This is a genomic window from Marinobacter mobilis, from assembly GCF_900106945.1.
Taxonomy (GTDB): Bacteria; Pseudomonadota; Gammaproteobacteria; order Pseudomonadales; family Oleiphilaceae; genus Marinobacter; species Marinobacter mobilis.
In genome coordinates, this window is the sequence record NZ_FNNE01000003.1 from 369648 (window position 1) to 392614 (window position 22967).

At 55.9% G+C, this 22967-nt stretch carries 25 protein-coding genes and 1 tRNA gene; 12 read left to right on the forward strand and 14 right to left on the reverse strand.

Annotated features, from left to right (window positions below):
* Positions 1 to 16 precede the first annotated feature (16 nt).
* The 5 genes from BLV11_RS06510 to BLV11_RS06530 all read left to right on the forward strand — a co-directional run bounded on the left by BLV11_RS06510 (position 17) and on the right by BLV11_RS06530 (position 4567).
* Entirely contained in the window at positions 17 to 805 is a 789-nt protein-coding gene (locus tag BLV11_RS06510; RefSeq protein WP_091812154.1) for a class I SAM-dependent methyltransferase, read from the forward strand.
* On the forward strand, positions 798 to 1241 hold the full coding sequence (gene rnhA, locus BLV11_RS06515) for a ribonuclease HI (protein ID WP_091812155.1): 444 nt from the start codon (positions 798 to 800) through the stop codon (positions 1239 to 1241). The genes BLV11_RS06510 and rnhA overlap by 8 nt, the downstream gene beginning before the upstream one ends.
* 12 nt (positions 1242 to 1253) lie before the next feature.
* Complete coding sequence (gene dnaQ / locus BLV11_RS06520) at positions 1254 to 1958, forward strand: DNA polymerase III subunit epsilon (protein WP_091812156.1); 705 nt, start codon at positions 1254 to 1256, stop codon at positions 1956 to 1958.
* Between the two features lie 249 nt (positions 1959 to 2207).
* Positions 2208 to 3914, forward strand: a complete 1707-nt coding sequence (locus tag BLV11_RS06525; RefSeq protein ID WP_091812157.1) for a FimL-related protein — start codon at positions 2208 to 2210, stop codon at positions 3912 to 3914.
* A gap of 5 nt (positions 3915 to 3919) precedes the next feature.
* Complete coding sequence (locus tag BLV11_RS06530; RefSeq protein WP_091812158.1) at positions 3920 to 4567, forward strand: multidrug transporter; 648 nt, start codon at positions 3920 to 3922, stop codon at positions 4565 to 4567.
* A 46-nt stretch (positions 4568 to 4613) separates the two neighbouring features.
* Here the strand turns inward: BLV11_RS06530 and BLV11_RS06535 are convergent, their stop codons facing one another.
* Complete coding sequence (locus BLV11_RS06535) at positions 4614 to 4928, reverse strand: SCP2 sterol-binding domain-containing protein (protein WP_091812159.1); 315 nt, start codon at positions 4926 to 4928, stop codon at positions 4614 to 4616.
* A 293-nt stretch (positions 4929 to 5221) separates the two neighbouring features.
* Here BLV11_RS06535 and sohB point away from each other — a divergent pair, with 293 nt between their 5' ends.
* On the forward strand, positions 5222 to 6298 hold the full coding sequence (gene sohB, locus BLV11_RS06540) for a protease SohB (protein ID WP_091812160.1): 1077 nt from the start codon (positions 5222 to 5224) through the stop codon (positions 6296 to 6298).
* A gap of 25 nt (positions 6299 to 6323) precedes the next feature.
* Positions 6324 to 7322: a YhdH/YhfP family quinone oxidoreductase gene (locus BLV11_RS06545; protein WP_091812161.1), complete on the forward strand. Its 999-nt coding sequence runs from the start codon at positions 6324 to 6326 to the stop codon at positions 7320 to 7322.
* An 82-nt stretch (positions 7323 to 7404) separates the two neighbouring features.
* Here BLV11_RS06545 and BLV11_RS06550 read toward each other — a convergent pair whose 3' ends face one another.
* From BLV11_RS06550 to metH, 4 genes are all read right to left on the reverse strand, one after another.
* Entirely contained in the window at positions 7405 to 7908 is a 504-nt protein-coding gene (locus BLV11_RS06550; RefSeq protein ID WP_091812162.1) for a DUF934 domain-containing protein, read from the reverse strand.
* Entirely contained in the window at positions 7901 to 9553 is a 1653-nt protein-coding gene (locus BLV11_RS06555) for a nitrite/sulfite reductase (protein WP_091812163.1), read from the reverse strand. The genes BLV11_RS06550 and BLV11_RS06555 overlap by 8 nt, the downstream gene beginning before the upstream one ends.
* Positions 9554 to 9962: 409 nt before the next feature.
* A complete protein-coding gene (locus BLV11_RS06560) occupies positions 9963 to 10208 on the reverse strand; it encodes a DUF2970 domain-containing protein (protein ID WP_091812164.1) in 246 nt (81 codons plus the stop codon).
* Positions 10209 to 10271: 63 nt separating this feature from the next.
* Positions 10272 to 13970 carry a methionine synthase gene (gene metH / locus BLV11_RS06565; RefSeq protein ID WP_091812165.1) on the reverse strand — a complete coding sequence of 1233 codons (3699 nt, stop codon included), beginning with the start codon at positions 13968 to 13970 and terminating at the stop codon, positions 10272 to 10274.
* A 193-nt stretch (positions 13971 to 14163) separates the two neighbouring features.
* Here metH and nfuA point away from each other — a divergent pair, with 193 nt between their 5' ends.
* From nfuA to BLV11_RS06580, 3 genes are all read left to right on the forward strand, one after another.
* The gene (nfuA, locus tag BLV11_RS06570; RefSeq protein ID WP_091812166.1) at positions 14164 to 14751 is read left to right on the forward strand and encodes a Fe-S biogenesis protein NfuA; all 588 of its coding nucleotides are present in this window, start codon (positions 14164 to 14166) and stop codon (positions 14749 to 14751) included.
* A gap of 296 nt (positions 14752 to 15047) precedes the next feature.
* Positions 15048 to 16166 carry a DUF445 domain-containing protein gene (locus BLV11_RS06575; RefSeq protein WP_245725940.1) on the forward strand — a complete coding sequence of 373 codons (1119 nt, stop codon included), beginning with the start codon at positions 15048 to 15050 and terminating at the stop codon, positions 16164 to 16166.
* Between the two features lie 43 nt (positions 16167 to 16209).
* Positions 16210 to 16563 carry a hypothetical protein gene (locus BLV11_RS06580; RefSeq protein ID WP_091812167.1) on the forward strand — a complete coding sequence of 118 codons (354 nt, stop codon included), beginning with the start codon at positions 16210 to 16212 and terminating at the stop codon, positions 16561 to 16563.
* Between the two features lie 18 nt (positions 16564 to 16581).
* Here the strand turns inward: BLV11_RS06580 and BLV11_RS06585 are convergent, their stop codons facing one another.
* From BLV11_RS06585 to BLV11_RS06610, 6 genes are all read right to left on the reverse strand, one after another.
* Positions 16582 to 17622 carry a glycosyl transferase family protein gene (locus BLV11_RS06585; RefSeq protein ID WP_091812168.1) on the reverse strand — a complete coding sequence of 347 codons (1041 nt, stop codon included), beginning with the start codon at positions 17620 to 17622 and terminating at the stop codon, positions 16582 to 16584.
* A gap of 21 nt (positions 17623 to 17643) precedes the next feature.
* Positions 17644 to 17961, reverse strand: coding sequence for a TusE/DsrC/DsvC family sulfur relay protein (locus BLV11_RS06590; protein ID WP_091812257.1), 318 nt, complete (start codon positions 17959 to 17961; stop codon positions 17644 to 17646).
* Between the two features lie 5 nt (positions 17962 to 17966).
* Positions 17967 to 18236, reverse strand: a complete 270-nt coding sequence (gene tusB, locus BLV11_RS06595; protein ID WP_091812169.1) for a sulfurtransferase complex subunit TusB — start codon at positions 18234 to 18236, stop codon at positions 17967 to 17969.
* Between the two features lie 27 nt (positions 18237 to 18263).
* On the reverse strand, positions 18264 to 18611 hold the full coding sequence (locus BLV11_RS06600) for a DsrE family protein (RefSeq protein ID WP_091812170.1): 348 nt from the start codon (positions 18609 to 18611) through the stop codon (positions 18264 to 18266).
* 3 nt (positions 18612 to 18614) lie between these two features.
* On the reverse strand, positions 18615 to 19025 hold the full coding sequence (tusD, locus tag BLV11_RS06605; RefSeq protein ID WP_091812171.1) for a sulfurtransferase complex subunit TusD: 411 nt from the start codon (positions 19023 to 19025) through the stop codon (positions 18615 to 18617).
* 94 nt (positions 19026 to 19119) lie between these two features.
* Entirely contained in the window at positions 19120 to 19833 is a 714-nt protein-coding gene (locus tag BLV11_RS06610) for a Bax inhibitor-1/YccA family protein (RefSeq protein WP_091812172.1), read from the reverse strand.
* Between the two features lie 212 nt (positions 19834 to 20045).
* Here BLV11_RS06610 and BLV11_RS06615 point away from each other — a divergent pair.
* Both BLV11_RS06615 and BLV11_RS18405 read left to right on the forward strand, forming a co-directional pair.
* A tRNA-Ser gene (locus BLV11_RS06615) sits at positions 20046 to 20136 on the forward strand.
* 123 nt (positions 20137 to 20259) lie between these two features.
* The gene (locus BLV11_RS18405) at positions 20260 to 20511 is read left to right on the forward strand and encodes a hypothetical protein (protein ID WP_245725941.1); all 252 of its coding nucleotides are present in this window, start codon (positions 20260 to 20262) and stop codon (positions 20509 to 20511) included.
* Between the two features lie 12 nt (positions 20512 to 20523).
* On the opposite strand, the gene BLV11_RS06625 is transcribed toward BLV11_RS18405, so the two are convergent.
* The 3 genes from BLV11_RS06625 to BLV11_RS06635 are packed head-to-tail and all read right to left on the reverse strand — an operon-like array spanning position 20524 to position 22897.
* Positions 20524 to 21474 (reverse strand): 5-oxoprolinase subunit C family protein, encoded by a 951-nt coding sequence (locus BLV11_RS06625; RefSeq protein WP_091812173.1) that lies wholly within the window; start codon positions 21472 to 21474, stop codon positions 20524 to 20526.
* Positions 21471 to 22145, reverse strand: a complete 675-nt coding sequence (gene pxpB / locus BLV11_RS06630; RefSeq protein WP_091812174.1) for a 5-oxoprolinase subunit PxpB — start codon at positions 22143 to 22145, stop codon at positions 21471 to 21473. Before pxpB ends, BLV11_RS06625 begins: the two co-directional genes overlap by 4 nt.
* Positions 22142 to 22897, reverse strand: coding sequence for a 5-oxoprolinase subunit PxpA (locus tag BLV11_RS06635; RefSeq protein WP_245725942.1), 756 nt, complete (start codon positions 22895 to 22897; stop codon positions 22142 to 22144). Before BLV11_RS06635 ends, pxpB begins: the two co-directional genes overlap by 4 nt.
* Between the last annotated feature and the right edge of the window lie 70 nt (positions 22898 to 22967).

Here is a 22967-nt window from a genome sequence, read left to right on the forward strand (position 1 = left end):
AGCAGGACAGGCAGGCATGTACTCTGAAAAGCAGGATTATGCGGAGCGTCACCGGAACTTCGAACACTGGTTTCAGACCCCTTTGGGCCGGGCCCTGATCGCTGACCAGCGGCGCTGCATTGATCAGGTGCTGGCAGGGGTCATGCCGGGTGACCGGCTGCTGCAAGTTGGGTTGAGTCACCGCCTGCCGCTGACATCCGCGCTGGATTTTACCCACAAGTTCATGACCACTTCCGAGTGGGGATGCGGCATTCCTGATGGCGCCGTAGTGTGCGATAGCGACGAGTTGCCTTTCCCCTCTGAATCAATGGACCTTGTTATCCTTCATCACAGTGCTGACTTTTCTGCTTATCCTCATCAGGTTGTACGGGAGGCGTGCAGGGTCCTGAAAGGCGGTGGCCAACTGCTCCACATTGGCTTTAATCCGCTCAGTATCTGGGGGCTGCGTAAGCTGCTTTCCCGTTGTCATAGCGGGCCTTGGGGCGGGCGTTTTATCTTAAAATCGCGGATGGAAGACTGGCTGCGGTTGCTGGATCTCGGGGTCGATCGCTCGGGTAGTTATTTTCTCCATCTTCCGCTGAATAATCTTAGCCCCCAGGGCGATCTCCGCTGGCTGACCCGGATCGGCGGGCAGGGAATCCTGCCAGTGGGCGCCTATTACTGTATCCTTGCCACCAAACGTGTGGGCTCACCAATCAAAGTGCAGCGAAACTGGCGCCGGAGCAATGTGATAACTTTGCCTGGCACGACTGCAATTGGTGCGTCAAGGGGATGTATCCGCGACAACGGTGGAGTGAATGGTTAACAAGGTAGTGATGTACACGGACGGGGCCTGTAAAGGAAATCCGGGACCTGGTGGCTGGGGTGTGGTTCTGCGATACGGCGACGCCATGAAAACCCTCCATGGCGGAGAACGCAACACCACCAATAACCGGATGGAACTGATGGCAGCCATCATGGGGTTGCGGGCCTTGACCCGGACCTGTGAGATTGATCTGTTTACCGATTCCCAATACGTCCGTAAGGGAATTACCGAATGGATGACCGGCTGGAAAAAGAACGGCTGGAAAACCGCTGCGCGTAAGCCAGTGAAAAATGATGATCTCTGGAAAGCGCTGGATGAAGAAGTCGGGCGTCATACCGTCACCTGGCACTGGGTCAAGGGGCATGCCGGCGTACCTGACAATGAACTCGCTGACGAGCTTGCGAATCGCGGTGTGGACGAACTGGCCTCGGCCTGATCAGGATAAGTAATGCGACAGATCGTACTGGATACAGAAACCACGGGTATTGATCCCAATGATGGTCACCGGATCATCGAAATTGGTTGTGTTGAACTGATGGAGCGCCAGCTCACCGGGCGCCATTACCACGTTTACATCAATCCCGAGCGGCCAATTGATGCCGAAGCCATAGCCGTACACGGCATCACTAATGAATTTCTCGCCGACAAGCCATTGTTCCGGGACGTAGCTGATGAGTTCTTTGAGTTCATCAAGGGTGCCGAGTTGGTCATTCATAACGCGGCGTTCGACGTTGGCTTTATGGACGCCGAGTTCGCCCGCCTGAAGCCGGTTCGTAAAACCGCCGACCATTGCGGGATTGTCGATTCCCTGGCGATAGCCAGGGAAAAGCACCCGGGGCAGAAGAACAACCTCGACGCTTTGTGTAAACGCTATGGTGTCGACAACAGCAGCCGGGAACTCCATGGCGCGTTGCTCGATGCCGAGATATTGGCTGATGTATTCCTGTTACTTACGGGTGGTCAAACTGCACTGACCCTGGATGACAGTGATGGCGAAGCAGGGCAGTCCGGCGGCATTCGGCGCCTGGCAGCCGATCGCGCCAGACTGGTGGTTCCCCAAGCCAGCAATGAGGAGCTGGAAGCACACAGCGAATTGTTGGCGGCGATCGAAAAGAGTGCCGGTGAAAGCCTGTGGAGCAAGCTCGACCTTTGAGATATCCGGAGGCGCTGATGGCCGGGAGCCAGCGACTGAGAACTGTGTCAGAGTGTACTTATTGTTACATTTCGGGTTTCTTGAGGAACATGAGTTTTGTGTTATAAGTAATGGTCAGTTCGCCAGTTTTTTGCGTGCCATGTCATCGATTGATGGTTCGTGAGCTGGCCAAGGACGGTTCGTAGCTAACTCGATCCCGAATAATAAAGAGGAAGCGGAAAGGTTCCGCATCAGGTACAGGAAGCGTATATGGTTCAATCGTCTCTAGCGACGAAATCTCAGTCGTTTGACCTGGTCAAAGATGAAATCGGGCAGACCATCCGTCAGGCTGAAGCCAGTCTGGAACGCTTCCAGGAAAACCGGGATAGCGGGGAAGACCTGCAGAACTGCGTAGATTTTATCAATCAGTTACGCGGCATCTTCGTCCTTGTTGAACTGCGCGGCGGCGTGCTGCTATGCCAGGAAGCCGTGTCTCTTGCCAACGATGTGCCGGTGGGTGCCAACGACGACAAAAACGTCCTGCTGACGACGCTGAATACGTCACTCTTCATCCTCAGGCGCTACGTCGAATATTATCACCAGCAACGGGAAGACCATCCCGAGCTGTTGCTGCCGGTGATCAACGACCTTCGGGAAGCCCGCAAGGAAAAACCTTACCCTGAATCCTGCTTTTTCGACGTCGATGCCAAACATCGCCCAGACTTCTGTGGCAGCGTTCAGGTCGAGCCGTTCGAAGGCGATGAGCGTGACTTCGAGGTGATGGCTCGTCGTATGCGGCTGACCTTCCAGGTGGCGTTGTTGAGCGCGCTGCGTAATCGAAGTGATGTGGTGGCCCTGAAACTCGTCGGGCGTTCGGCCCGGGGGTTTGTCCGCCTTTGTGGCAAGGGCTCCATGGCACAGATGTGGTGTCTGGTAGCGACGGTAGCGGATACCATGCTCGACCGCGCGATGGGCTTTTCAAAAGCCCGTAAGCGCCTGTTGATGCGCATTGAGCGCTATACCCGTGAAATTGTCTACGTCGGTCGGGTCGCAAGCGCCAAGGATGCGCCGGATTCGCTGATCAAGGATCTTCTCTACCTGTTGTACCGCAGTGGCTCTGGCAACCCCGAGGTCACCGGAATTCTGGCGGCATTCGGGATCGCGCCTGCAGAATATTCCGACATGATCTTCGAGGCTCATAGCAAACGGCTGTACGGCCCGGGGAGTGACGTCCTCAAATCGCTGTCGGAAGCGTTGCAGGAAGAGCTTAATCAGCTCAAGGACAAGCTCGATATTATCGAGCGGGGCATCGAACCTGATCTTGCTGAACTGGCTTCAATCGCCGAGGCACTCGAGCGCCTCGGCCATACTCTGGTCATGCTCGACCTGAATCAACTGGCCGGTGCGGCGCGCGCTGAAGCTGCGAAACTTCGGGACTGGGAAAAAGAATCTCGCCTGCCCGCGGAAGAAGAACTTTACACTCTGGCAGACTCTGTTCTGGCCATCGAGGGCGCCATTGCCCAGATGGAAGCCCGGGGAATCACCTCCGAGACCGATGCGCTTGCGGCTGCCCGCAACAACCGCGACAGCTCGCTCTATCTGCGCGAGGCACTGTACGTTGTTGGTGATGAGGCGAAGAGTGCTCTGACCCTTGCGAAACGGGCAATCACAGCCTTTGTCGAGTCAGATTTCGAGAAGCTCCACCTCGCCAACCTGCCGGCTACCCTGCACAGTATCTGGGGTGGACTGCGGATGGTTGAAGATCAGGATGCGGCAAACGTCCTTGCCCGCGTGGCATCTTCGATTCAGACCAAGCTGCTCGATGAAAAGGACGCGCCGTCCAGTCGTGTTCTGGAGGCCCTTGCTGACGCGCTGACGTCACTGGAGTACTACATCGAGTGTATCGGCACCCGGGAAGAGCGTAATCCGGACCTTCTCAAGCTCGCCGAGTCGTCGTTGGACGATGTAGGCCTCTAATTTCCATGTCATTTCCCTCGGCTATCGCCATTCTCGCCACCCTCGGTGGTGTGTTGGTGATCGCCGGGCTGGCTTTCTTTATTCGTCCTAAATGGTTTCTCGGCTGGCTCAAGGGCACGCTGGTGCTTTGCCTGTTGCTGGCAGGGGGGTATTCCCTCGTGATGGCTGCCGGTCTGACCAGATATCAGTCCCTGGCTTCGATGGATACCATTGCGTCGCTGAGAATTGCGCCTGCTGGTGAACAAACCTGGACTGTGGCGCTGGATATCACGGAAGGCGAATCCGGTGTGTACAGCCTGAATGGTGATCAATGGCAACTGGATGCGCGCATCATCCGCTTCAGTGGGCCCTTCCGGTGGTTTGATATCGCGCCGGGCTACCGGCTTGAGCGGTTGAGTGGTCGTTATCTCTCACTGGAGCAGGAGCGTTATTCCGAGAGAAGTGTGGTCAGTCTGTCCTCTGGGGGCTGGCCGGATCTGTGGGAGTTGGAGCGAACCTTCAACCTGCCTTTCGTGGAGGCTGTCTATGGAAGTGCGACGTTTATGCCCATGGCGGCTGGGGCGACGTTCGATGTGAGGCTGTCATCCACCGGTTTGGTTGCCATGCCAACCAACGAAGCAGCATTCAGGTCAGTGAGACTTTGGAGCGAATAAAAAAACCTGCCAACTGGCAGGTTTTTTTAGCAGCTGCGGGCTTAGCTTAGCCCATGGTGAAGAGTTCACCGAGCTTGGTTGCCAGCATCATGTCGCCTTCGGCGCGAAGCTGGCCGGCCATGAAGGCTTGCATGCCATCGGTTTCACCGGAAACGATACCCTTGAGGGTGTCGCTGTTCATGATCAGGGTAACAGACGGGTCGTCGTTTTCGCCTTCAACCAGCTGACAGGTACCGTCGTTGATAACCAGGTGGTAGGTGTTGTCGTCTTCAATAGCAAACTGGAAGATCAGGTCCAGACCAGAAGCGGCGTCAGCGTTGAAATTCTGGGCGAGTGTTTCAAATACCTGTGCTACAGACATTGTTATACCTTCTAGTATTTTGGCTTACGCTCTATTTGAAAATATGCCGGCGTGGTCCAAGCCGAAAAGGCAATGGTGAAGCCACGTCAGTAATCCGGCAATGCAATTCGACTTTATGGGGGCTGTGGGGATCTGTCAAGCTTGATCGAACGCTTGTTTTAATTTTTGGTATTTTTTGTCTTATCAGGCCATGGGTGATGAAAGCGCGTCGCGGGGGCTACCGCTCTTGTTAGTTGATTATCCTCAGTTACAATCAATCCCCCTATATAAACTGTGACAGCTGGAGAAACGCTTTGGAATTTCTGTCGGATTATGGATTGTTCTTGGCAAAAGTTGCGACGGTGGTCGTCGCGGTTCTGATACTGATCACGGCCATCGTGTCCGCTGCACAGAAAGACCGGGGCGATCAGCACGGGGACGGTGAGCTGCGAACCCGCAAGCTTAATGACAGGTATCGCCGCCTCAAGGAATCACTTCAGTCGCGCCTGATGGATGATGAGCAGCGCAAGCAGTGGGAAAAGTCAGAAAAGAAACGACGTAAGGCCGAACAAAAGGCGCAAAAACAGCACGCAAAGGCAGCAGGGCATACGCCCCAAGACGCCGACGAGCGCAAGCCACGGGTCTTCGTACTCGATTTTCATGGCGACATCAAAGCCAGCGACACGGACATGTTGCGCCAGTCGGTAACCAGCGTGCTGAGTGTGGCTGAAGCCGGTAAGGACGAAGTGGTTGTGCGACTCGAAAGCGGCGGTGGTCTGGTGCACTCCTATGGCCTTGCGGCTGCCCAGCTTGACCGCATTCGCAATCGGAACATCAACCTGACGGTGTGTGTCGATAAGGTAGCGGCCAGTGGCGGCTATATGATGGCCTGTGTTGCCGATCGCATCATTGCATCACCGTTTGCCATCCTCGGGTCGATTGGGGTTGTTGCACAGCTTCCGAATTTTCATCGCCTGCTCAAGAAAAACGATGTGGACTTTGAGGTACTGACTGCCGGCGAGCACAAGCGGACGCTGACAGTATTCGGCGAGAACACGGATAAAGGGCGCCAGAAGTTCCTGGATGACCTGGAAGACACACACGTGCTGTTCAAGGAGTATGTTGGCGAGCGTCGTCCGGGCCTTGATATTGCCGCGGTATCTAATGGTGATATCTGGTTTGGTAAGCGGGCCTTGGACGTTCATCTTATTGATGAAGTCATGACTTCCGACGAATATCTGGAATCAGCCTGTGATCGCGCTGATGTCATCGTCGTTGGTTTTCATCATAAACGCTCCCTGGCGGAGCGGCTGGGCTTTGCGGCAAGTACCGCAGTTGAGCAATCCTTCTGGCGCATCGTAGGCACGTTCCGTAACCAGAATATCCAATAACAATCAGAAATAGGAAAGTAATCAGATGGCAAACGAAACTGAATTTAAAGCGTGGCTGGTCACCGAAAATGACGGCCAATTCAGCGGTGAAGAGGTTATCCGAAAGGTCAGCGACTTGCCTGAAGATGACGTACTTATTCGGGTTCGTTATTCCTCACTGAACTACAAGGACGCGCTGTCTGCTTCGGGCAACCGTGGCGTTACCCGGAACTATCCGCATACGCCGGGGATTGATGCGTTTGGCGACGTTATTGAGTCTGCGGACGACCGGGTCAAGCCAGGACAGCACGTCATTGTGACCGGTTACGATTTGGGTATGAATACTGATGGCGGCTTTGGTGAGTATATTCGGGTGCCTGCTGGCTGGTGTGTGCCGATGCCTGACGGCTGGGATGGCATCAAAGCCATGACCTACGGTACCGCGGGTCTTACTGCGGGCCTTTGCGTAAGCAAAATCCTCATGGCGGGTGCAAAGCCGGAGCAGGGTAAAGTTGCCGTAACCGGTGCGACCGGAGCGGTGGGTAGTGTCTGTGTCGAGCTGCTGTCTGGTCTTGGATTTGACGTTGTTGCCGTCAGTGGTAAGGCTGACCAGGCCTCGTTGCTGGAAGAATTGGGCGCCAAAGAGGTGGTTGGCCGAGACGCTCTGAATCCGGAGAAGAGGCCGCTATTGAAACCGGTTTTTGCCAATGGCATTGATACCGTGGGTGGGGCGCCACTGGCCGAGCTGCTCAAGCAGATTAGCCCCGGTGGGTCTGTGTCCTGTTGCGGCCTTGTGGCGGGTCCGCAGCTTGAAACCACGGTACTGCCGTTTATTCTTCGCGGTGTAAACCTGCTTGGTGTCGATTCGGTTGAGATCCCTCTTGAAGACAAGGCGGCAGTATGGAAGATGCTTGCCGGAGAGTGGGCGTGCCCGGTCTCAGAACAACATTGCCGCACCATCGCCCGCAGGGAGTTGCCGGAGTCTCTCGGTGCTTTCCTCAAGGGTGAGTCGGTAGGCAAGATCGTCCTTGATCATAGCCTGTAGGCGCAAAATCTGATGGCAGAACGCAAAAGGGCTCCAGTTATTACTGGAGCCCTTTTTATTGCGCTTTTTTGCGCCTGGAGCGTCAGGAGGTCCGGCGGCGGAAAAGCGGCACGTTAGTGTCTGTGGCTGCCTGGTAGCTGTTGCTGAAGAAGCTCAGGCAGGCAGCCGCCTTGGAGGAGTCTTTGTCTTCCCGCAGGGCATAGCTGTCAAAGCCACAGCGCTTCATGAACTGCAGCTGGTCCAGCAGAACATCGCCAATAGCCCGCAGCTCATTGGTGAAGCCAAAGCGTTCCCGGAGCAGGCGCCCGATGCTGTAACCACGGCCGTCGCTGAACTTGGGGAAGTTCACGGCGATCAGTGGTAACTCGTTCACCAATCCTTCCAGCGCTTCTGGTTCGTCGTGACTTTCAAGCCAGACGCCAATGTCGCTGCGACCTTTAAACTGATCGCGACCAGCAAGCCACAGATCCATTGGGATGAGAGACGGCGCGCCGGAAAGCTCAAGTGCTTCTCCTTCTGCCGGGCGCGGTACGACCACCCAACTATCGGCCTTAACGGAACCGTCTTTGCTGATGATGTCAGGCATATACACGCTCCTTGAACGGGTCGAGACCGATGCGACGATAAGTATCGATAAACTCTTCTTCGTCGGTGCGGTTTTTTACAAATACATCGATAATCTTTTCGATGACGTCCGGCATGTCATCCTGGGCGAACGAGGGGCCCAGAATCTTGCCGATCGTTGCGTCATGGTGGGATGAGCCGCCGAGACTGATCTGGTAGAACTCCTCACCTTTCTTATCGACACCCAGCACACCAATGTTGCCGACATGGTGATGCCCACAGGCATTCATGCAGCCAGAGATGTTCAGGTCAATTTTGCCGAGGTCGTAAAGGAAGTCCAGGTTGTCGAAGCGGCGCTGTATGGCCTCGGCGACAGGAATGGACTTGGCATTCGCCAGCGCACAGTAGTCACCGCCCGGGCAGCAGATAATATCGGTCAGGGTGTCGAGATTCGGGGTCGCAAAGCCCATCGGTGTAATGGCCTGCCACAGCTCGAACAGCTGATCCTGGCGAACATCCGCGAGCACCACGTTCTGCTGGTGGGTAATGCGAACTTCGCCAAAGCTATAACTGTCGGCAAGATCGGCAATCTGCTCCAGCTGGCGATCACTGACGTCGCCAGGAGGGGTGCCAGTCGCCTTCATGGTCAGGGTCACAATGGCGTAGCCATCAACCTTGTGGGTATCGACGTTACGGGTCACCCAGTTATCGAAGGCCTTGTTCTCAAAGCGCAGGGCTGCCAGTTGATCGCCCTGGTTCGCCGCTGTGTCGTATGCCGGCTCGGTGAAGTAGGCTTGCACGCGGGCAATGGCCTCACTCGTCAGGCGGCTGGGCGAGTCCTTGAGGTGGGCCCATTCCGCTTCAACCTTCTCTGCAAAGCCTTCAGGCGTGAGCGCCTTAACCAGAATCTTGATTCGGGCCTTGTATTTGTTGTCGCGACGACCGTAACGGTTGTAGACCCGGATAACGGCCTCAAGGTAAGTCAGCAGGTCCAGTTCCGGCAGGAAGTCACGGACAACGGGCCCAACCATCGGGGTACGTCCGAGACCACCGCCGACATGAACGCGGAAGCCAAGCTCACCAGCGTCGTTCTTGACAATTTGCAGGCCAATATCATGGACCTGGATCGCCGCACGATCGGTATGTTCTGAGGCATTAACGGCAATCTTGAATTTACGTGGCAAGAACGCAAACTCCGGATGAAACGTGGACCACTGGCGAATGATCTCGCAGTAGGGCCGGGGATCAACGATTTCGTCTGTCTGTACGCCGGAGAACTGATCAGTGGTGGTGTTACGAATGCAGTTGCCGCTGGTCTGGTTGGCATGCATTTCCACTTCGGCCAACTCGGAGAGAATGTCTGGAACGTCCTCAAGAGCCGGCCAGTTAAGCTGGACGTTCTGGCGAGTGGTGAAATGAGCATAGCCCTTATCATAGTCCCGGGTGACCCGGGCCAAACGACGAAGTTGCTCAGAGCGCATCATGCCGTAAGGAACACAGATACGGAGCATGGGCGCAAAGCGCTGTACATACAGACCGTTCTGAAGTCTCAGCGGCAAAAATTCATCTTCGCTCAGTTCGCCGGAGAGCGCGCGGTCGGTCTGGTCCCTGAACTGGGCAACCCGTTCGGCCAGAATTTGCCGATCGTGTTCGTCGTAAACATACATAGCGTTACGTCCTGCTAAAGAGATTTCGGGCTATTTTGCGGTGGGGGAGAATAGCATTCCCTCTATATTCTTAAAATGATTATTTCCAAATATGATTATCGGTTTTGGCGATATAGAAGATGGAAGCATCTGAAAAGAAGGAAGAAAACCGAAAGGACGGGCAGTCACCGGTAAGCAATTGGACGAATGCAGGTTCTCTGGCTAGATTTAGTAAGGTCAGTAACTCCGACAACTCCAATAATAAGGAACGGCGTGATGAAGAAGAGTGTCCGTACAGACAGTCAGGTGGATGCAGTCGCAGCAGTGGTGCTTGTATTTTTGGTGGTCGCGTTTGCGATAACGTGGGTATCAGGTCAGTAACGGGGGCTGAATGAGATAGAGGCCTGGCACTATAACCAGGCCGCTGGTTTTATCGGCCCGCCAGGACCCACTGGACAACCACGATCAGGGTCACAACGAAAAGCGCAGTGAATGCCACGGCGGTAATAATGTAAGGCCAGGGGCTTTTGCTGGCAAAGTCCTCTTCCCGTCGTTTCCCCGATTGCACGCCCAGTGCACCGGCCAGCACGCTCTGCATAACTTTCAGAATTCCGGGATTGCCCGGGCCGGGCGTTTTCGCCGGTTTGGAATCGTTGTTGTCCGCGTGTTCTGTCATGGGCGCTTTCCGATCGGTATTGTTGGACAGGCCAGCCCCAAGGGTCGCGAATTTCCCGGCAGATTACTCTGCCGGGTCGTATGCGAGGCTTGGCGCGAGCCATCGTTCGGTCTCGGCTACCGTGAGACCTTTACGTTCAGCATAGTCCTCAACCTGGTCTCGTCCAATCCGACCGACTGCGAAGTACTTTGACTGCGGGTGGGCGAAATACCAGCCGGATACGGCTGCCGCCGGGAACATGGCGAAGTGTTCGGTCAGCTCGATACCGGTATTACTGGTCGCTTCGAGCAGCGAGAACAGCTCGGCTTTTTCTGTGTGGTCGGGGCAGGCCGGGTAGCCGGGGGCCGGGCGGATGCCACGGTACTGCTCATGAATCAGGGCGTTGTTATCCAGAGACTCGTCAGTGGCGTAACCCCAGAACTCCTTGCGCACCCGCTCGTGCATACGCTCCGCGAAGGCCTCAGCGAGGCGGTCGGCCAGCGCCTTGACCATGATGGCGTTGTAGTCGTCGTTACTCTGCTTGAATTCCTCGGCAAATTCTTCGGCGCCGATACCCGTGGTAACTGCAAAGCCGCCGACGTAATCGGTCTGGCCGCTCTCCTCTGACATCACGAAGTCCGACAGGGACGTCATCTGTTGGCCCTTGGCTTTTTCATCCTGCTGCCGGAGGTGGTGCAGGGTGGTCAGCTCCTCCGAGCGGGAGTCATCGGTATAGACAACAATGTCATCGCCGCGGCGGTTGGCTGGCCAGAATCCGATAACGGCACGGGCCTGAATCCGCTTTTCATCAATCATCTGGCGCAGGATCTTCTGGGCATCGTCGAACAGGGTTCGGGCTGCATCCCCACGTTTCGGATCGTCAAAGATCTTGGGGTATTTGCCGGCCATATCCCAGGAGATGAAGAACGGCGTCCAGTCAATGTAGTCAACCAGTTCATTCAGGTCATAGTCATCGAAGGTGCGCACGCCGGTGAAGGCCGGCTTCTTCGGCTGATAGTCGGAAAAGTCGAGCTCGGGCGCCCGCGTCCGGGCCTGTTCCAGCGACACCAGCTTGACGCGGTCTCCACGATTCTTTCGGCGCTCGCGGATTTCGTCATATTCTGTGCGCGCTGCCTCTACGAATTTGGGCTTCTGAGTGTCGCTCAGCAGCTGCGAGGCGACATTGACGCAGCGTGAGGCGTCGGCCACATAAACAGCGACATCGTTCTTGTACTTGGGCTCGATCTTAACCGCGGTATGAGCTTTGGAAGTGGTAGCACCACCGATCATCAGCGGAATCTGGAAGTCCAGGCGCTGCATCTCGCTGGCGACGTGGACCATTTCGTCCAGGGATGGCGTAATCAGACCACTCAGACCGATGATGTCGACGTTCTCGGCACGGGCGGTTTCCAGGATCTTGTCGCAGGGCACCATGACGCCGAGGTCGATGACTTCGTAGTTATTGCACTGCAGCACCACGCCGACGATGTTCTTGCCGATGTCATGGACATCACCCTTGACCGTGGCCATCAGGATTTTGCCCTTGGCTTTCTGGCCCTCGGATTTCTCCGCTTCGATATACGGAATCAGATGGGCAACGGCCTGTTTCATTACCCGGGCGCTCTTGACCACCTGGGGCAGGAACATTTTGCCGTCGCCGAACAGGTCACCGACGACGTTCATGCCATCCATTAACGGTCCTTCGATGACTTCAATGGGGTGTTTGGCATTCAAACGGCAAGCTTCGGTATCTTCAACGATAAAGCTGGTGACGCCTTTGACGAGGGCATGCTCAAGGCGCTTCTCGACCGGCCATTCCCGCCAGGCGAGATCTTCAGTTTCGGTTTTGCCGGCCTTGCCCTTGAAGCGTTCGGCAACCTCCAGCAGGCGGTCGGTGCCATCGTCACGGCGATTGAGGACGACATCTTCGACCCGCTCCTTCAGCTCCGGATCGATTTCATCGTAAATCACGAGCTGGCCAGGGTTCACAATGCCCATGTTCATGCCAGCCTTGATCGCATGGTATAGGAACACGGAATGGATCGCTTCGCGAACCACATCGTTGCCGCGGAACGAGAACGAGACATTACTGACGCCACCGGAAACCGATGCATGGGGCAGGTTTTCACGAATCCAGCGGGTGGCTTCGATGAAGTCAACGGCGTAGTTGTTGTGCTCATCAATACCGGTTGCGATGGCAAAAATATTGGGGTCGAAGATGATATCGGATGGCTCGAAGCCGATGCCGGTCAGTACATCGTAGGAGCGCTTACAGATCTGGATCTTGCGCTCATAGGTGTCAGCCTGGCCGGTTTCATCGAACGCCATGACAACCACGGCTGCGCCATAGCGCATGCAGTCACGGGCGCGCTTGATGAACTCTTCCTCGCCTTCCTTGAGGCTGATCGAGTTCACTACGGCCTTGCCCTGGATGCAGCGGAGGCCGGCCTCAATCACGTCCCACTTGGAGGAGTCGATCATGATCGGAACCCGGGAGATGTCAGGTTCGGAGGCAATCAGGTTAAGGAAGGTGACCATGACCTCCTTGGAATCCAGCATGCCCTCATCCATGTTGATATCGATTATCTGGGCACCGTTTTCAACCTGATCGCGGGCAACGCTCAGGGCTTCTTCGTACTGCTCTTCCTTGATCAGTCGGAGAAACCGCTTTGAGCCGGTCACGTTGGTACGCTCACCGGCATTGATGAACAGAGTGTTCTTATCACCCGTGAACGGCTCGAGACCGGACAGGCGAAGAGCGGCAGGGCGCTCAGGAATTTTGCGGGGAGGGTATTTTGCTACTGTTCGTGCAATAGCCTCGATATGGTCAGGGCGTGAGCCGCAGCAGCCGCCGATAATGTTGAGGAAGCCGTCACGGGCGAACCCTTCGATGATGTCCGCCATTTCCTCAGGGGTCTGGTCGTATTCGCCAAATTCATTGGGCAGGCCAGCATTGGGGTGAGCGCTGACGTAAGTGGTGGCCTTGTTTGAAAGCTCTTCGACATAGGGGCGCAGGGCATCAGCCCCCAGTGCACAGTTCAGGCCGACGGAAATGGGACGGGCATGGGCAACGGAGTTCCAGAATGCCTCGGTGGTTTGTCCGGATAGTGTACGGCCAGACGCATCGGTAATGGTGCCCGAAATCATGATCGGAAGGGTGATGCCGCTGTCCTCAAAGTACTGTTGGGTCGCGTAGATCGCGGCCTTGGCATTGAGGGTGTCGAAAATGGTTTCGATCAGGATAAGGTCCGCGCCACCTTCGACCAGGCCAGAAACTGCTTCGTAATAGTTGTCCACCAGGGTCTGGAAGTCGACGTTACGGTAACCCGGGTTGTTCACGTCAGGTGAGATGGACGCTGTGCGGGAGGTCGGGCCGACGGCGCCGGCAACGAACCGGGGCTTCTGAGGGTCACGGGCAGTCACCTCGTCCGCGATTTCGCGGGCAAGACGGGCTGACTCCACATTCAGCTCCCTGGCGATTGCTTCAAGGCCGTAATCGGCCTGAGAAACGCGGGTGGAATTGAAGGTGTTGGTCTCGATGATATCGGCACCGGCATTGAGGTAGTCTTCGTGAATGCGTTTGAGCAATTCGGGTTGACTGAGGCAAAGCAGGTCGTTATTGCCTTTGACCTCGCGGTCATAATCCGCAAAACGCTCGCCGCGAAACGCCGCTTCATCCAGTTTTTCATCCTGGATCATGGTGCCCATACCGCCATCGAGGACGACAATGCGTTCTTTCAGGATGTCTTGGAGGGACTGGAGGCGTTGTTCACGGTCGTTCATAGAGACTACTTCCGAATATTATCGAGATAAAAGTGGCGCAGGATCATAGCAAAATTGCACAATGTCGTCCTGAGACATTTTGCGTGAGCCCTATCATACAATGCCAGAAAAAAGACTGAGTGTTTTAGTTGGTCTTTTTTGTCTGGAAGATCTCCATTAAAATAGGCTCACACTCGTTAAACAGGTTTGAACAATGGCACTGGTAACTGTGACAGAACCCGCGCGGGATTACCTTGCGCAACTTATCGAAAAGCAGGACGTGGAAGGCATGGGCGTGCGGGTCTTTGTTACCCAGCCCGGGACCAAGCACGCCGAGACCTGCCTCGCATACTGTCCGCCCAATGAGGTTGTGCCGACTGATGAAAAGATCGATCTGGAGAAATTCGTTCTCTATCTCGATCATGCCTCAGTGCCGTTTCTCGAGGATGCCTATGTGGACTACTCGAAGGACCAGATGGGTGGCCAGCTGACGATCAAGGCGCCGAACGCCAAGGTGCCGAATGTTGATGAAAATGCACCGTTGAACGACCGAATCAATTACGTGCTGGCCTCAGAGATCAATCCCGGGCTTGCCTCCCATGGCGGCGAGGTGTCACTGGTGGAAGTGGTTGAGGGTTCTGTGGCGGTGCTCCGTTTCGGTGGCGGCTGCCAGGGGTGCAGCGCGGTAAGCCTGACCCTGAAACAAGGTGTTGAAACGACCCTGATTGAGCGGGTGCCTGAGATTACTGGCGTTCGGGATGTGACGGATCACTCAGTGAAAGAAAACGCCTACTACCAGTAAGCACGTTCACTCGTTATTCAAAGGGCCAGCTTTCGAGCTGGTCTTTTTTTTACAGCTCTCTAGTCCCCTTCTGCATGGCTGCGCGGCCAATGTCGGTCACCGCCAATTCCCTCATTATCGTAAAAAAGAATCCATAAAGCGGACGGGCTTCTACTTGTCCGTCAGTTGAATTTTTTAAACTGCGCTTTGCGCTTACACACTTACTGCTGGGGTTTACTTTGGTCGACGTCGCGCTTTGGTCCGTGCCGTTAATGGCAGCATTGGTCGGTTGGATTACCAATTGGCTCGCTATTCAGATGTCATTCTATCCGGTTCGGTTTATCGGAATCGGTGTTGTTGGCTGGCAGGGCGTTATTCCTCGCAAGGCCGAAAAAATGGCGCACATCTGCATCGACCGGACCTTGCAGCAGTTTGGGGATCTCAATGAGGTATACCGCAAACTTGAGCCCCAGCGCATCATTGAGCAGATTCTCTCCCAGGTAACCCCGCGGCTTGACGAATATATTGATGAGGTCATGTACGAGATCCAGCCGGTGCTGTGGGACAACATGCCCTTGTTCCTGCGCAAGCGGATTTACGGGTGGGCGAGGGAGCAGCTGCCCTCACGCATTGAAACCCTGGTAGAGGATTTTGGTGATGATCTTGACGATCTGGTTGATCTGAAGGCGCTGCTCAGCCGGCAATTGACCAACCATCCGGATCTGATGAACCGGATATTCAAAGAGGCTGGTGAGGTTGAGCTGAATTCAGTGATCAACCGGGGCGCGATCATTGGTGGCCTGCTTGGCACTATCCTCGCGCCGCTCTGGCTGCACTATCCTGAGCCTTGGGTGTTGCCGCTGGGCGGTTTCGTGGTTGGTTTCATTACCAACTGGCTCGCTATCAGTCTGATTTTCAGTCCGTTGACGCCCCGGCGCGTGCTGTTCTGGAACATTCAGGGGCTGTTTTTGCGTCGTCAGCCTGAAATCAGCGATATCTGGTCGCGCCTGGTTGCCGAAGAACTGATTACGGTTGAAAAGGTGGCGGATGCAATGCTGCATGGCGAACACGGAGACCGTACCAGAGCGATCATCCAGAAACATTTGCGCCCGTTGCTGGACAATACGGTAGTCATGAAGCTGACCGCCCAGGTGGCGATTGGTATGACCGGATACACTGACCTCAAGAAAGCGATGAACGATAAGGCCGTGGTCGCCACCCGGGACGTATTTGGTGATCCGTCCTTCAACCGGGATCGGGCGCCGGTCGTTGCCGGTGTGCTGGCCGAACAGATGAAGGGGCTCGCTCCGGCGGAGTTTCAGGACATTCTCAGACCGGCGTTCCGGGAAGAGGAGCTGCAGCTGATGGTTGTGGGCGGCTTACTGGGTGCATTGGCCGGTGCCGTCCAGTTGGCGGTATTTGTACTCGCAATCTGACCATTGCCGATTACCCGGCTTACCCCTAACGTGGAGGTTTCTTATGGCGTTCTGGCAGCAGTTACTGATTCAGGTAGCTATAACATCAGTTGTAGTAATATCAATTATAACAATATTTTATTGCTTCTTTCTAAAGCCTTTTCTCAACAAAAAGGTGCAGGAACTTATTCAGGCGTCAGAGGCCATTGAGCCGAAGATTACAGCGGGCGTGAAGCGTGGCGTCACCGAGTCACTGCGGGACATTCCCGAAGCAGCGGTAAAGGATTCTACCCGCCAATTTTTGCGCTTCGGCTCTGACCTGTTTGAGAATGGGCTGAGCAGTTTTCTCGGTACCGCCGATGATCTGGCCCGCAGGTCGCCGTCTGGCCGCCGGGATTCCTCTGACGACCGTGACTGAACGACAGATAAGCCGGCGTTAAAACCGGCTCTTATCTCTCTTCTCCCAAAGGGCCCGCGCCAGATCCATGGCGCTGTCATGGGACTGGGCGTTGCCTGACTCGAGCAACGCCAGTGCCGCGGTCGACAATACCGCCGCCTCACCATAACTGTCTTCGATTTCTCCCCGCCATAAGCGTTTCATTGGCCCAACGCCTATTTCCTTGGGTTTGACATGGCGACGCTCAAAGAGCGCCGGCCACTGGTCTTCGCTCAGGACACCTTCCTGACCTTCACCACCATGGGCGCGATACACGGTCATCGCGTTGTCGGGATTGCGCTCAATCTCGCCACCTTCGCCACGTATCACTGCAATGTGCGGGTAACCCAGCAGCAAACCCGCCTGCTGATGCATGCTCGCATAGGGCGGGTGAAAGATGCCTTGCATCACGGTTGGCGCATCCAGGGGGTTAATCAGTCTTGCCAGCGAGTGTACCGGGGACCGAAGCCCCATGATCGGTCTGAGATCGATCATCTTTGCGAGATTCTCGGCAAAGCGCCCAAGAGGGAGGTAGCTGAACCCCTGTTGATCGAGTTGATCGGCAACATCGCGCCAGTCCCTTGCGGCGGACAGGCCAAAGTCCTCCATGGCCTCGCTGAGGTAGATGCGCTCCGGGGTGTGGCCCTCGGCGCCATGGATAAAAACACGTAGTCCATGATCTGCCAGCAGGAGAATCGAGAACAGGAACCAGGGCGCGTGACGCCGTTTACCTGCGTAGGACGACCAGTCGATATCCACCTTCAGGTTGTCTGGTGCTTTGGCCTGTTCTCTGACCGCCTGAACAAATCCGGCCAACTCCTCAGGAGTCTCTTCCTTGACTCGTAGCAGCATCAGAAAAGCGCCCAACTGAACGTCCTCGACGTCGCCTCGCAAGATCATGGCCATCGCGTGGCGAGCTTCCTCAAAACTCAGGGAGCGCGAGCCGCGTTTGCCTTTGCCAAGAATTCTTACGTAGGGTGCAAACGGGTGTTCGCCTTCTTTGGCTTCCGGTAATGGGGCAGGGGTGTTGTCGGCGGTCATGATCGTAGTGCTCGCTCTGGATTAAAGGCAGTTGGTAGGTCGGGGCAGCCCGGCAATGCGACAGGCTGTCTTCGCTGGTGTGCCGGGAAACAGCTGCATCAGGTATATGCTGTTGCCTTTTTCTTCGCCCATAGCCTCTTTCACGGCTTTGACGAACAGGCGATTTGAAGGCGGTGACATGTCGAACTTCTGGTAGAAGCTTCGGAGAAAATCAATCACTTCCCAATGGGGCTGTAACAGATCGATACCGTCTTCACTGGCAATCTGTACGGCAACATCTGGGGTCCAGCTTCCGGCATCTTCCAGGAAGCCCTCGTTGTTACGAATCGGCATGGTCATCGGTTTCACCAGCAAATAATCCGGTCCGCGTCCGCAGTGAGGCGGACCATGCCCGGGTAGTCGATTACGGTTGTTGTCGGTCGGCCCGCAAGCCCGCGAGCTTCAAGGTCGGCCGCCAGCGCATAATTCTCTGAGGGCAACACAATGCCGGCATCTGCCAGGGCGATGACGGCATTTTCGGTGAGTAGCAGCTGGTCGCTGGCCTCCAGCGCGGCAAGGCAACGACCGAAGCGGGCCTGATCCGGAGACTTGTTAACGATGTGCAGTGTTTTCATGGTATCGGCTCCCGTTCCCCGTGTTATCTAGAGGCAGACCACATGGTAATAATTGGCAAGCAGCTCGGGGGTGTAGTCGACAGTCGACGTGCCTGCAATCAGCGCAGAGGGCTCAAGTTGGTATTTTGCGAGCGATTGTCGGTCGACCAGTAGTTCTTCAATTCCAAAGATTGGCGCGGCAGACACGTTCCGCTCCACGGCTTTCTGGCTCAGCCCGGCCGGCTCCTGTCCTGCCCGTAACCAGTTCACCCCAGGGCCCGTAAAGAGCAGCGAAGCGGGCTGGTCAAAAGCAGCCAGTGACAGCGCCATATCGAGCGATTCCCTGCCACGCCAGCTGCCATAAGGCGCTTGGTCGATAATTACAAGTACGCTCACCGTTCAGTGGTCTCCATGGAAGTACAGGGTTTTGGAGGTGCTTGCAATACTCTCAACCCATTCACCCAAGCCCAGTAACTCGAAGGGCTCTATGATGTTTGATGCATTTCTTTGATAGCGCGCTTGCTCCTCGTTATTGAGGATGCCCCGACGCAGTGCAGATGCAATGCAGGCCACCGCCGGAATGTCATTGCCCTGAAGAAACTCGGCCCAGGCCTTGGGCCAGTTGGTTTCATCGCTCGGAGGGGCGGCCAGAGCCGAGGACAGGTGGACGCCGTCGCCGTAGAGAAAGACCCGATCGATGCTGTAACCCTGTGCCAAGGCCGCTTTGGCAAAGGCGAGGGCGGTTTGCGGAGCCTGGGTGCTATATGGCGCGCCGGTAATAACGAGCGTAAACGCAGTCTGGGAATGCATGGAAACTCAATTGTGTCTGATCGTTGCGAGCTATTGTAACCCACAAACAAAAAGCCCCGGCAACAGACCGGGGCTTTTTGCGATCACCAGGCAATCAATCGTCGCTGAACGCGCCGATGAGGTGCAGCAGGCTGACAAACAGGTTGTAGATGTTCAGATACAACGCCGTTGTTGCCATCAGGTAGTTGGTCTCGCCACCGTTAATGATGCGACTGGTATCAAACAGGATGAAACCGGACATCAGCAGTACGATGGCTGCGCTCATAGCGAGGTGGAAGGCGCTGATATCAACGCCAAACATGGACGCGATCAGGCCGCCCAGCATAGCGAATACAACCACCATCAGACCGGCGAACAGGAAGCCACCCATGAAGCTGAAATCTTTCTTGGTGGTCAGCACGTAGGCCGACAGCGAGAAGAATACCAGCGCGGTGCCGCCCAGCGCCTGCATGACGATGGTGCCGCCATTAGGCATGGCCAGGTAGTGGTAAAGCATGGGCCCAAGAGACAGCCCCATGAGTCCGGTGAAGGCAAAAACAACGCCGATACCGGCGGAGCTGTTTGCGGTACGGGGCAGTATGAACCAGATCAGCAGCAGCGCACCGATGCTGCATACCAGGCTGGCGCCACGGCCCAGACCGATGGTCATGGACACTGCGGCCATGATGGCGCTGAACGCCAGGGTCATTGCCAGCAGGCTGTAGGTGTTACGCAGTACCTTGCTGGTATCAGCACTCAGGGCAGTACCGGCACCGGAGGCCGCATACATACGCTGATCATGCTGCGCGTTTACATTTCTGTGTTCCATCATTTACTCCGTTTTGATAACGAACCAGTTTTGAACTACCACCAATAATAGTGTTCTGGGTGTAAGTTTCAACGATTTACGACAGCACTTTAGGCAAACCATTCCATTAAAGGACGTTAATGTTGAGAAAAAATTGCAAGGCGTTGACAGCGCAGGCGATTCAGGTATCATGCACACCGCTGTCGCAATGACGGCGAACAAAGTGTTAAAACGGTGGGCTGGCAGAGCGGTTGAATGCACTGGTCTTGAAAACCAGCGAGGGTTAATAGCCCTCCCGGGGTTCGAATCCCTGGCCCACCGCCACTTTCTTTCCTTTCTTCGCATTTCTCCCTATTTATCCCTGTTATCGATAGCGCTAGGCTGATCCATAGGTCAGGATTCGTTCGATTGTTTTCTTTCGTTCCGGTTTTTCAGGGAGACTAACTCATGCCCCATCCACAAACGCTTTCTTCAGGTCGCGAGACTGGCCGGAAATATGCGGTGTCTGCAAACCGTACTGAATCCCGTCATCGGGTACGCTACGTGGAAACGGGCGGAGCTGCGGTTGATGCCGGTGAATGTGCCTTCTGTGAGACCACGCCTGTGCTGACGGATTCGGAGGGCGGCGAGACAGCGCATTCTGACGTTGGATCGAGCCGTTGCCAGGCTGAAGGGCGATTGCCCTCGGATAACACCTGATTGCGCTGGGTTTCAGGCCCAGCTTAACCGGTCGCCTGATGCGCACCAGCGGCTCATCTGAAAGAATCGTTCAAATACCTGCCATTCGGCCTGCGCGGTTTCGACATTGGTCAGGGTAAAGCGGACTTCGTTACCGGGTAACGCCTGGATCAGACGATTGCAGTCCTGCGAGCACACCACACCGACTTTCGGGTAGCCGCCAATGGTCTGACGATCATTTAGCAGGACAATCGGGTTGCCGTCACCGGGAACCTGAATGGCTCCCATGGCAATGCCTTCGGAGGTGATTCCGGGGGGCGGGGAGGTTAGTGGTGCGCCAGCAAGTTGAAAGCCCATACGGTCTGATCGCTGGGAAACCCGGTACTTCTGTCGGAACAGGCCGTTCAGATCGGCACTGCTGAAGTCCTTGTACTGGTATCCAGGTATTACCCGGCAGAGGACTGGGGATTGGTAATATCGCCGGAACTGTTCGGGGACCGTCCGCGTTGGTGCTGCGGTAGCTTGAGCGCCTTTAATAACATCCCCCGCTGCGACGGCCCCGAGCCCTTCGATCTGCTCGCGAACAACGATTGAGCGGCTGCCCAGAAACGATTCGCTGAGCACGCCGCCAGAGATGGCCAGGTAGCTTATCCGGCCGTACCTGAATCCCGGGATTTTCAAACGGTCACCGGTCTTGAGCTGAACGGTTCGCCAGCCGGGATGGCGGGTTCCGTTAACCAGAATTTCCTGCGCTGCGCCGGTCACGGCTATCGTGAGTTCGCAGAGCGCTTCCGCTTCAAAGCCACCAAAGGCCAGCTCCAGGCAGGCCTGATCCGGTCCATTATCAAACAGTTTGTTCGCCCAGAGAAAAGCGTGCCTGTCGGCGGCACCGCCCTGGGCCAGACCGTGCTTCTGGTAACCCTTACGCCCACTGTCCTGAACGGTGGTCAATGGTCCGGGAGTGATCACTCGCAGCAGGTTCACAGGCGCCCTCCAAGCCCCAGGTAATCGGCGCGCGAAACAGGGACAAAGCGAACCCGGTCGCCGATACGGAATCGGGACAGGTTCTGGCGGTCAAACATCACTGCAGGAGAGCGACCGATAAGCTGCCAGCCTCCAGGGGATGCCTTCGGATAGATGGCTGTTTGCTCATTGGCGATCGCCACACTGCCTGCGGGCACCAGTGCGCGCGGCGTGGCCTTTCTTGGCGCCTGGATTTGCGGATCAACGGTCCCGAGAAAGCCGAACCCAGGCATGAAACCGATGGCGTATACCTGATATTCCCGCTGGCTGTGCAGTTCGATGACTCTGCTTTCACTCAGACCCTTCTGAGTCGCCAGCTCACCCAGATCCGGTCCGGTCTCGGGGGCGTAGTAAACGGGTATCTCATGGACCGTGCCGGGCCGGCCCTGGACGGTCGTTTGTTGCAGAAGGCTCAATCCGTTGTTCAGGCACTGTTTTACACCGCGAAAATCCAACTGCATCGGATCGTAGACAACCAACACCGTAGTGTAGGAGGGAACCAGGTCAATCAACCACTGGAACGACTGCTGTTCCAGCCAATCACATAATGCGGCAATGCGGGCAGTTAACCGGGGGCTAATCTGCCGACCCAGGGTCACCAGAGCACTGTTTTCCGAAACACATTCGATCATTGCCCGATGGTCTGAAGAGCTGCACGAATGGCTTTGACCGCCGCCAGTGCATGGTCATTGTCACCGTGTACGCAAAGGCTGGTCGCAGGCAGGTCCAGCCACTGACCGGAAACGCTGGTAATCCCACCCTTTTCGGCGAAGGAGAGTGCCTGGCTCACGATCACGTCTGGGTCATGGTGCACCGCGCCGCTCTGGCTGCGGGAAACCAGGTGGCCGTTGTCGTCATAGGCCCGATCAGCGAAGGCCTCAAAGATGAGTGGCAGCCCAACCCGGTCAGCCAGGGACTGATGGTCGCTATAGCCCCGGGTTACCGGGATCATCAGCGCAAGGCCCGGGCGGTAACGGGCCACCGATTCCATCACCGCTTGCAGCAGACGGGCATCCTTCATCATGTCGTTGTTCAGTGCGCCGTGAGGTTTGACGTAGGCAAGCCGGCAGTTTTCCGCACGACAGATGCCTTCCAGAGCGCCGATCTGATACAGCATCAGTGCAACAACTTCATCAGCGGTGTGAACGATGGAGCGACGGCCAAAGCCTGCCAGGTCGTGATAGGAAGGATGCGCGCCAATGTCGACGCCATGCTTCAGCGCCATGGCAACGGTTTTGTGCATAATCAGGGGGTCGGATGCATGAAAGCCGCAGGCGATGTTCGCCATATCGATCCACGGCATCACCAGTTCATCCTGGCCCATGGTCCAGGCACCGTAGCTTTCACCCAGGTCGCAATTCAGTTTCATGAGGTTTGTGCTCATAACTCGATTTCCCTGAGCGTCCGCCTATATAGACCGGAAAATTCGCCAGACTATCCGGCTGGCTGCCCGG

Excerpts from the sequence above, each read along its gene's own strand:
- BLV11_RS06510 (WP_091812154.1), top strand. The coding sequence starts at position 17 with ATGTACTCTGAAAAGCAGGATTATGCGGAGCGTCACCGGAACTTCGAA.
- rnhA (WP_091812155.1), top strand. The coding sequence starts at position 798 with ATGGTTAACAAGGTAGTGATGTACACGGACGGGGCCTGTAAAGGAAAT.
- dnaQ (WP_091812156.1), top strand. The coding sequence starts at position 1,254 with ATGCGACAGATCGTACTGGATACAGAAACCACGGGTATTGATCCCAAT.
- BLV11_RS06525 (WP_091812157.1), top strand. The coding sequence starts at position 2,208 with ATGGTTCAATCGTCTCTAGCGACGAAATCTCAGTCGTTTGACCTGGTC.
- BLV11_RS06530 (WP_091812158.1), top strand. The coding sequence starts at position 3,920 with ATGTCATTTCCCTCGGCTATCGCCATTCTCGCCACCCTCGGTGGTGTG.
- BLV11_RS06535 (WP_091812159.1), bottom strand. The coding sequence starts at position 4,928 with ATGTCTGTAGCACAGGTATTTGAAACACTCGCCCAGAATTTCAACGCT.
- BLV11_RS06545 (WP_091812161.1), top strand. The coding sequence starts at position 6,324 with ATGGCAAACGAAACTGAATTTAAAGCGTGGCTGGTCACCGAAAATGAC.
- BLV11_RS06550 (WP_091812162.1), bottom strand. The coding sequence starts at position 7,908 with ATGCCTGACATCATCAGCAAAGACGGTTCCGTTAAGGCCGATAGTTGG.
- BLV11_RS06555 (WP_091812163.1), bottom strand. The coding sequence starts at position 9,553 with ATGTATGTTTACGACGAACACGATCGGCAAATTCTGGCCGAACGGGTT.
- BLV11_RS06560 (WP_091812164.1), bottom strand. The coding sequence starts at position 10,208 with ATGACAGAACACGCGGACAACAACGATTCCAAACCGGCGAAAACGCCC.
- metH (WP_091812165.1), bottom strand. The coding sequence starts at position 13,970 with ATGAACGACCGTGAACAACGCCTCCAGTCCCTCCAAGACATCCTGAAA.
- nfuA (WP_091812166.1), top strand. The coding sequence starts at position 14,164 with ATGGCACTGGTAACTGTGACAGAACCCGCGCGGGATTACCTTGCGCAA.
- BLV11_RS06575 (WP_245725940.1), top strand. The coding sequence starts at position 15,048 with ATGTCATTCTATCCGGTTCGGTTTATCGGAATCGGTGTTGTTGGCTGG.
- BLV11_RS06580 (WP_091812167.1), top strand. The coding sequence starts at position 16,210 with ATGGCGTTCTGGCAGCAGTTACTGATTCAGGTAGCTATAACATCAGTT.
- BLV11_RS06585 (WP_091812168.1), bottom strand. The coding sequence starts at position 17,622 with ATGACCGCCGACAACACCCCTGCCCCATTACCGGAAGCCAAAGAAGGC.
- BLV11_RS06590 (WP_091812257.1), bottom strand. The coding sequence starts at position 17,961 with ATGACCATGCCGATTCGTAACAACGAGGGCTTCCTGGAAGATGCCGGA.
- tusB (WP_091812169.1), bottom strand. The coding sequence starts at position 18,236 with ATGAAAACACTGCACATCGTTAACAAGTCTCCGGATCAGGCCCGCTTC.
- tusD (WP_091812171.1), bottom strand. The coding sequence starts at position 19,025 with ATGCATTCCCAGACTGCGTTTACGCTCGTTATTACCGGCGCGCCATAT.
- BLV11_RS06610 (WP_091812172.1), bottom strand. The coding sequence starts at position 19,833 with ATGGAACACAGAAATGTAAACGCGCAGCATGATCAGCGTATGTATGCG.
- BLV11_RS18405 (WP_245725941.1), top strand. The coding sequence starts at position 20,260 with ATGCCCCATCCACAAACGCTTTCTTCAGGTCGCGAGACTGGCCGGAAA.
- pxpB (WP_091812174.1), bottom strand. The coding sequence starts at position 22,145 with ATGATCGAATGTGTTTCGGAAAACAGTGCTCTGGTGACCCTGGGTCGG.
- BLV11_RS06635 (WP_245725942.1), bottom strand. The coding sequence starts at position 22,897 with ATGAGCACAAACCTCATGAAACTGAATTGCGACCTGGGTGAAAGCTAC.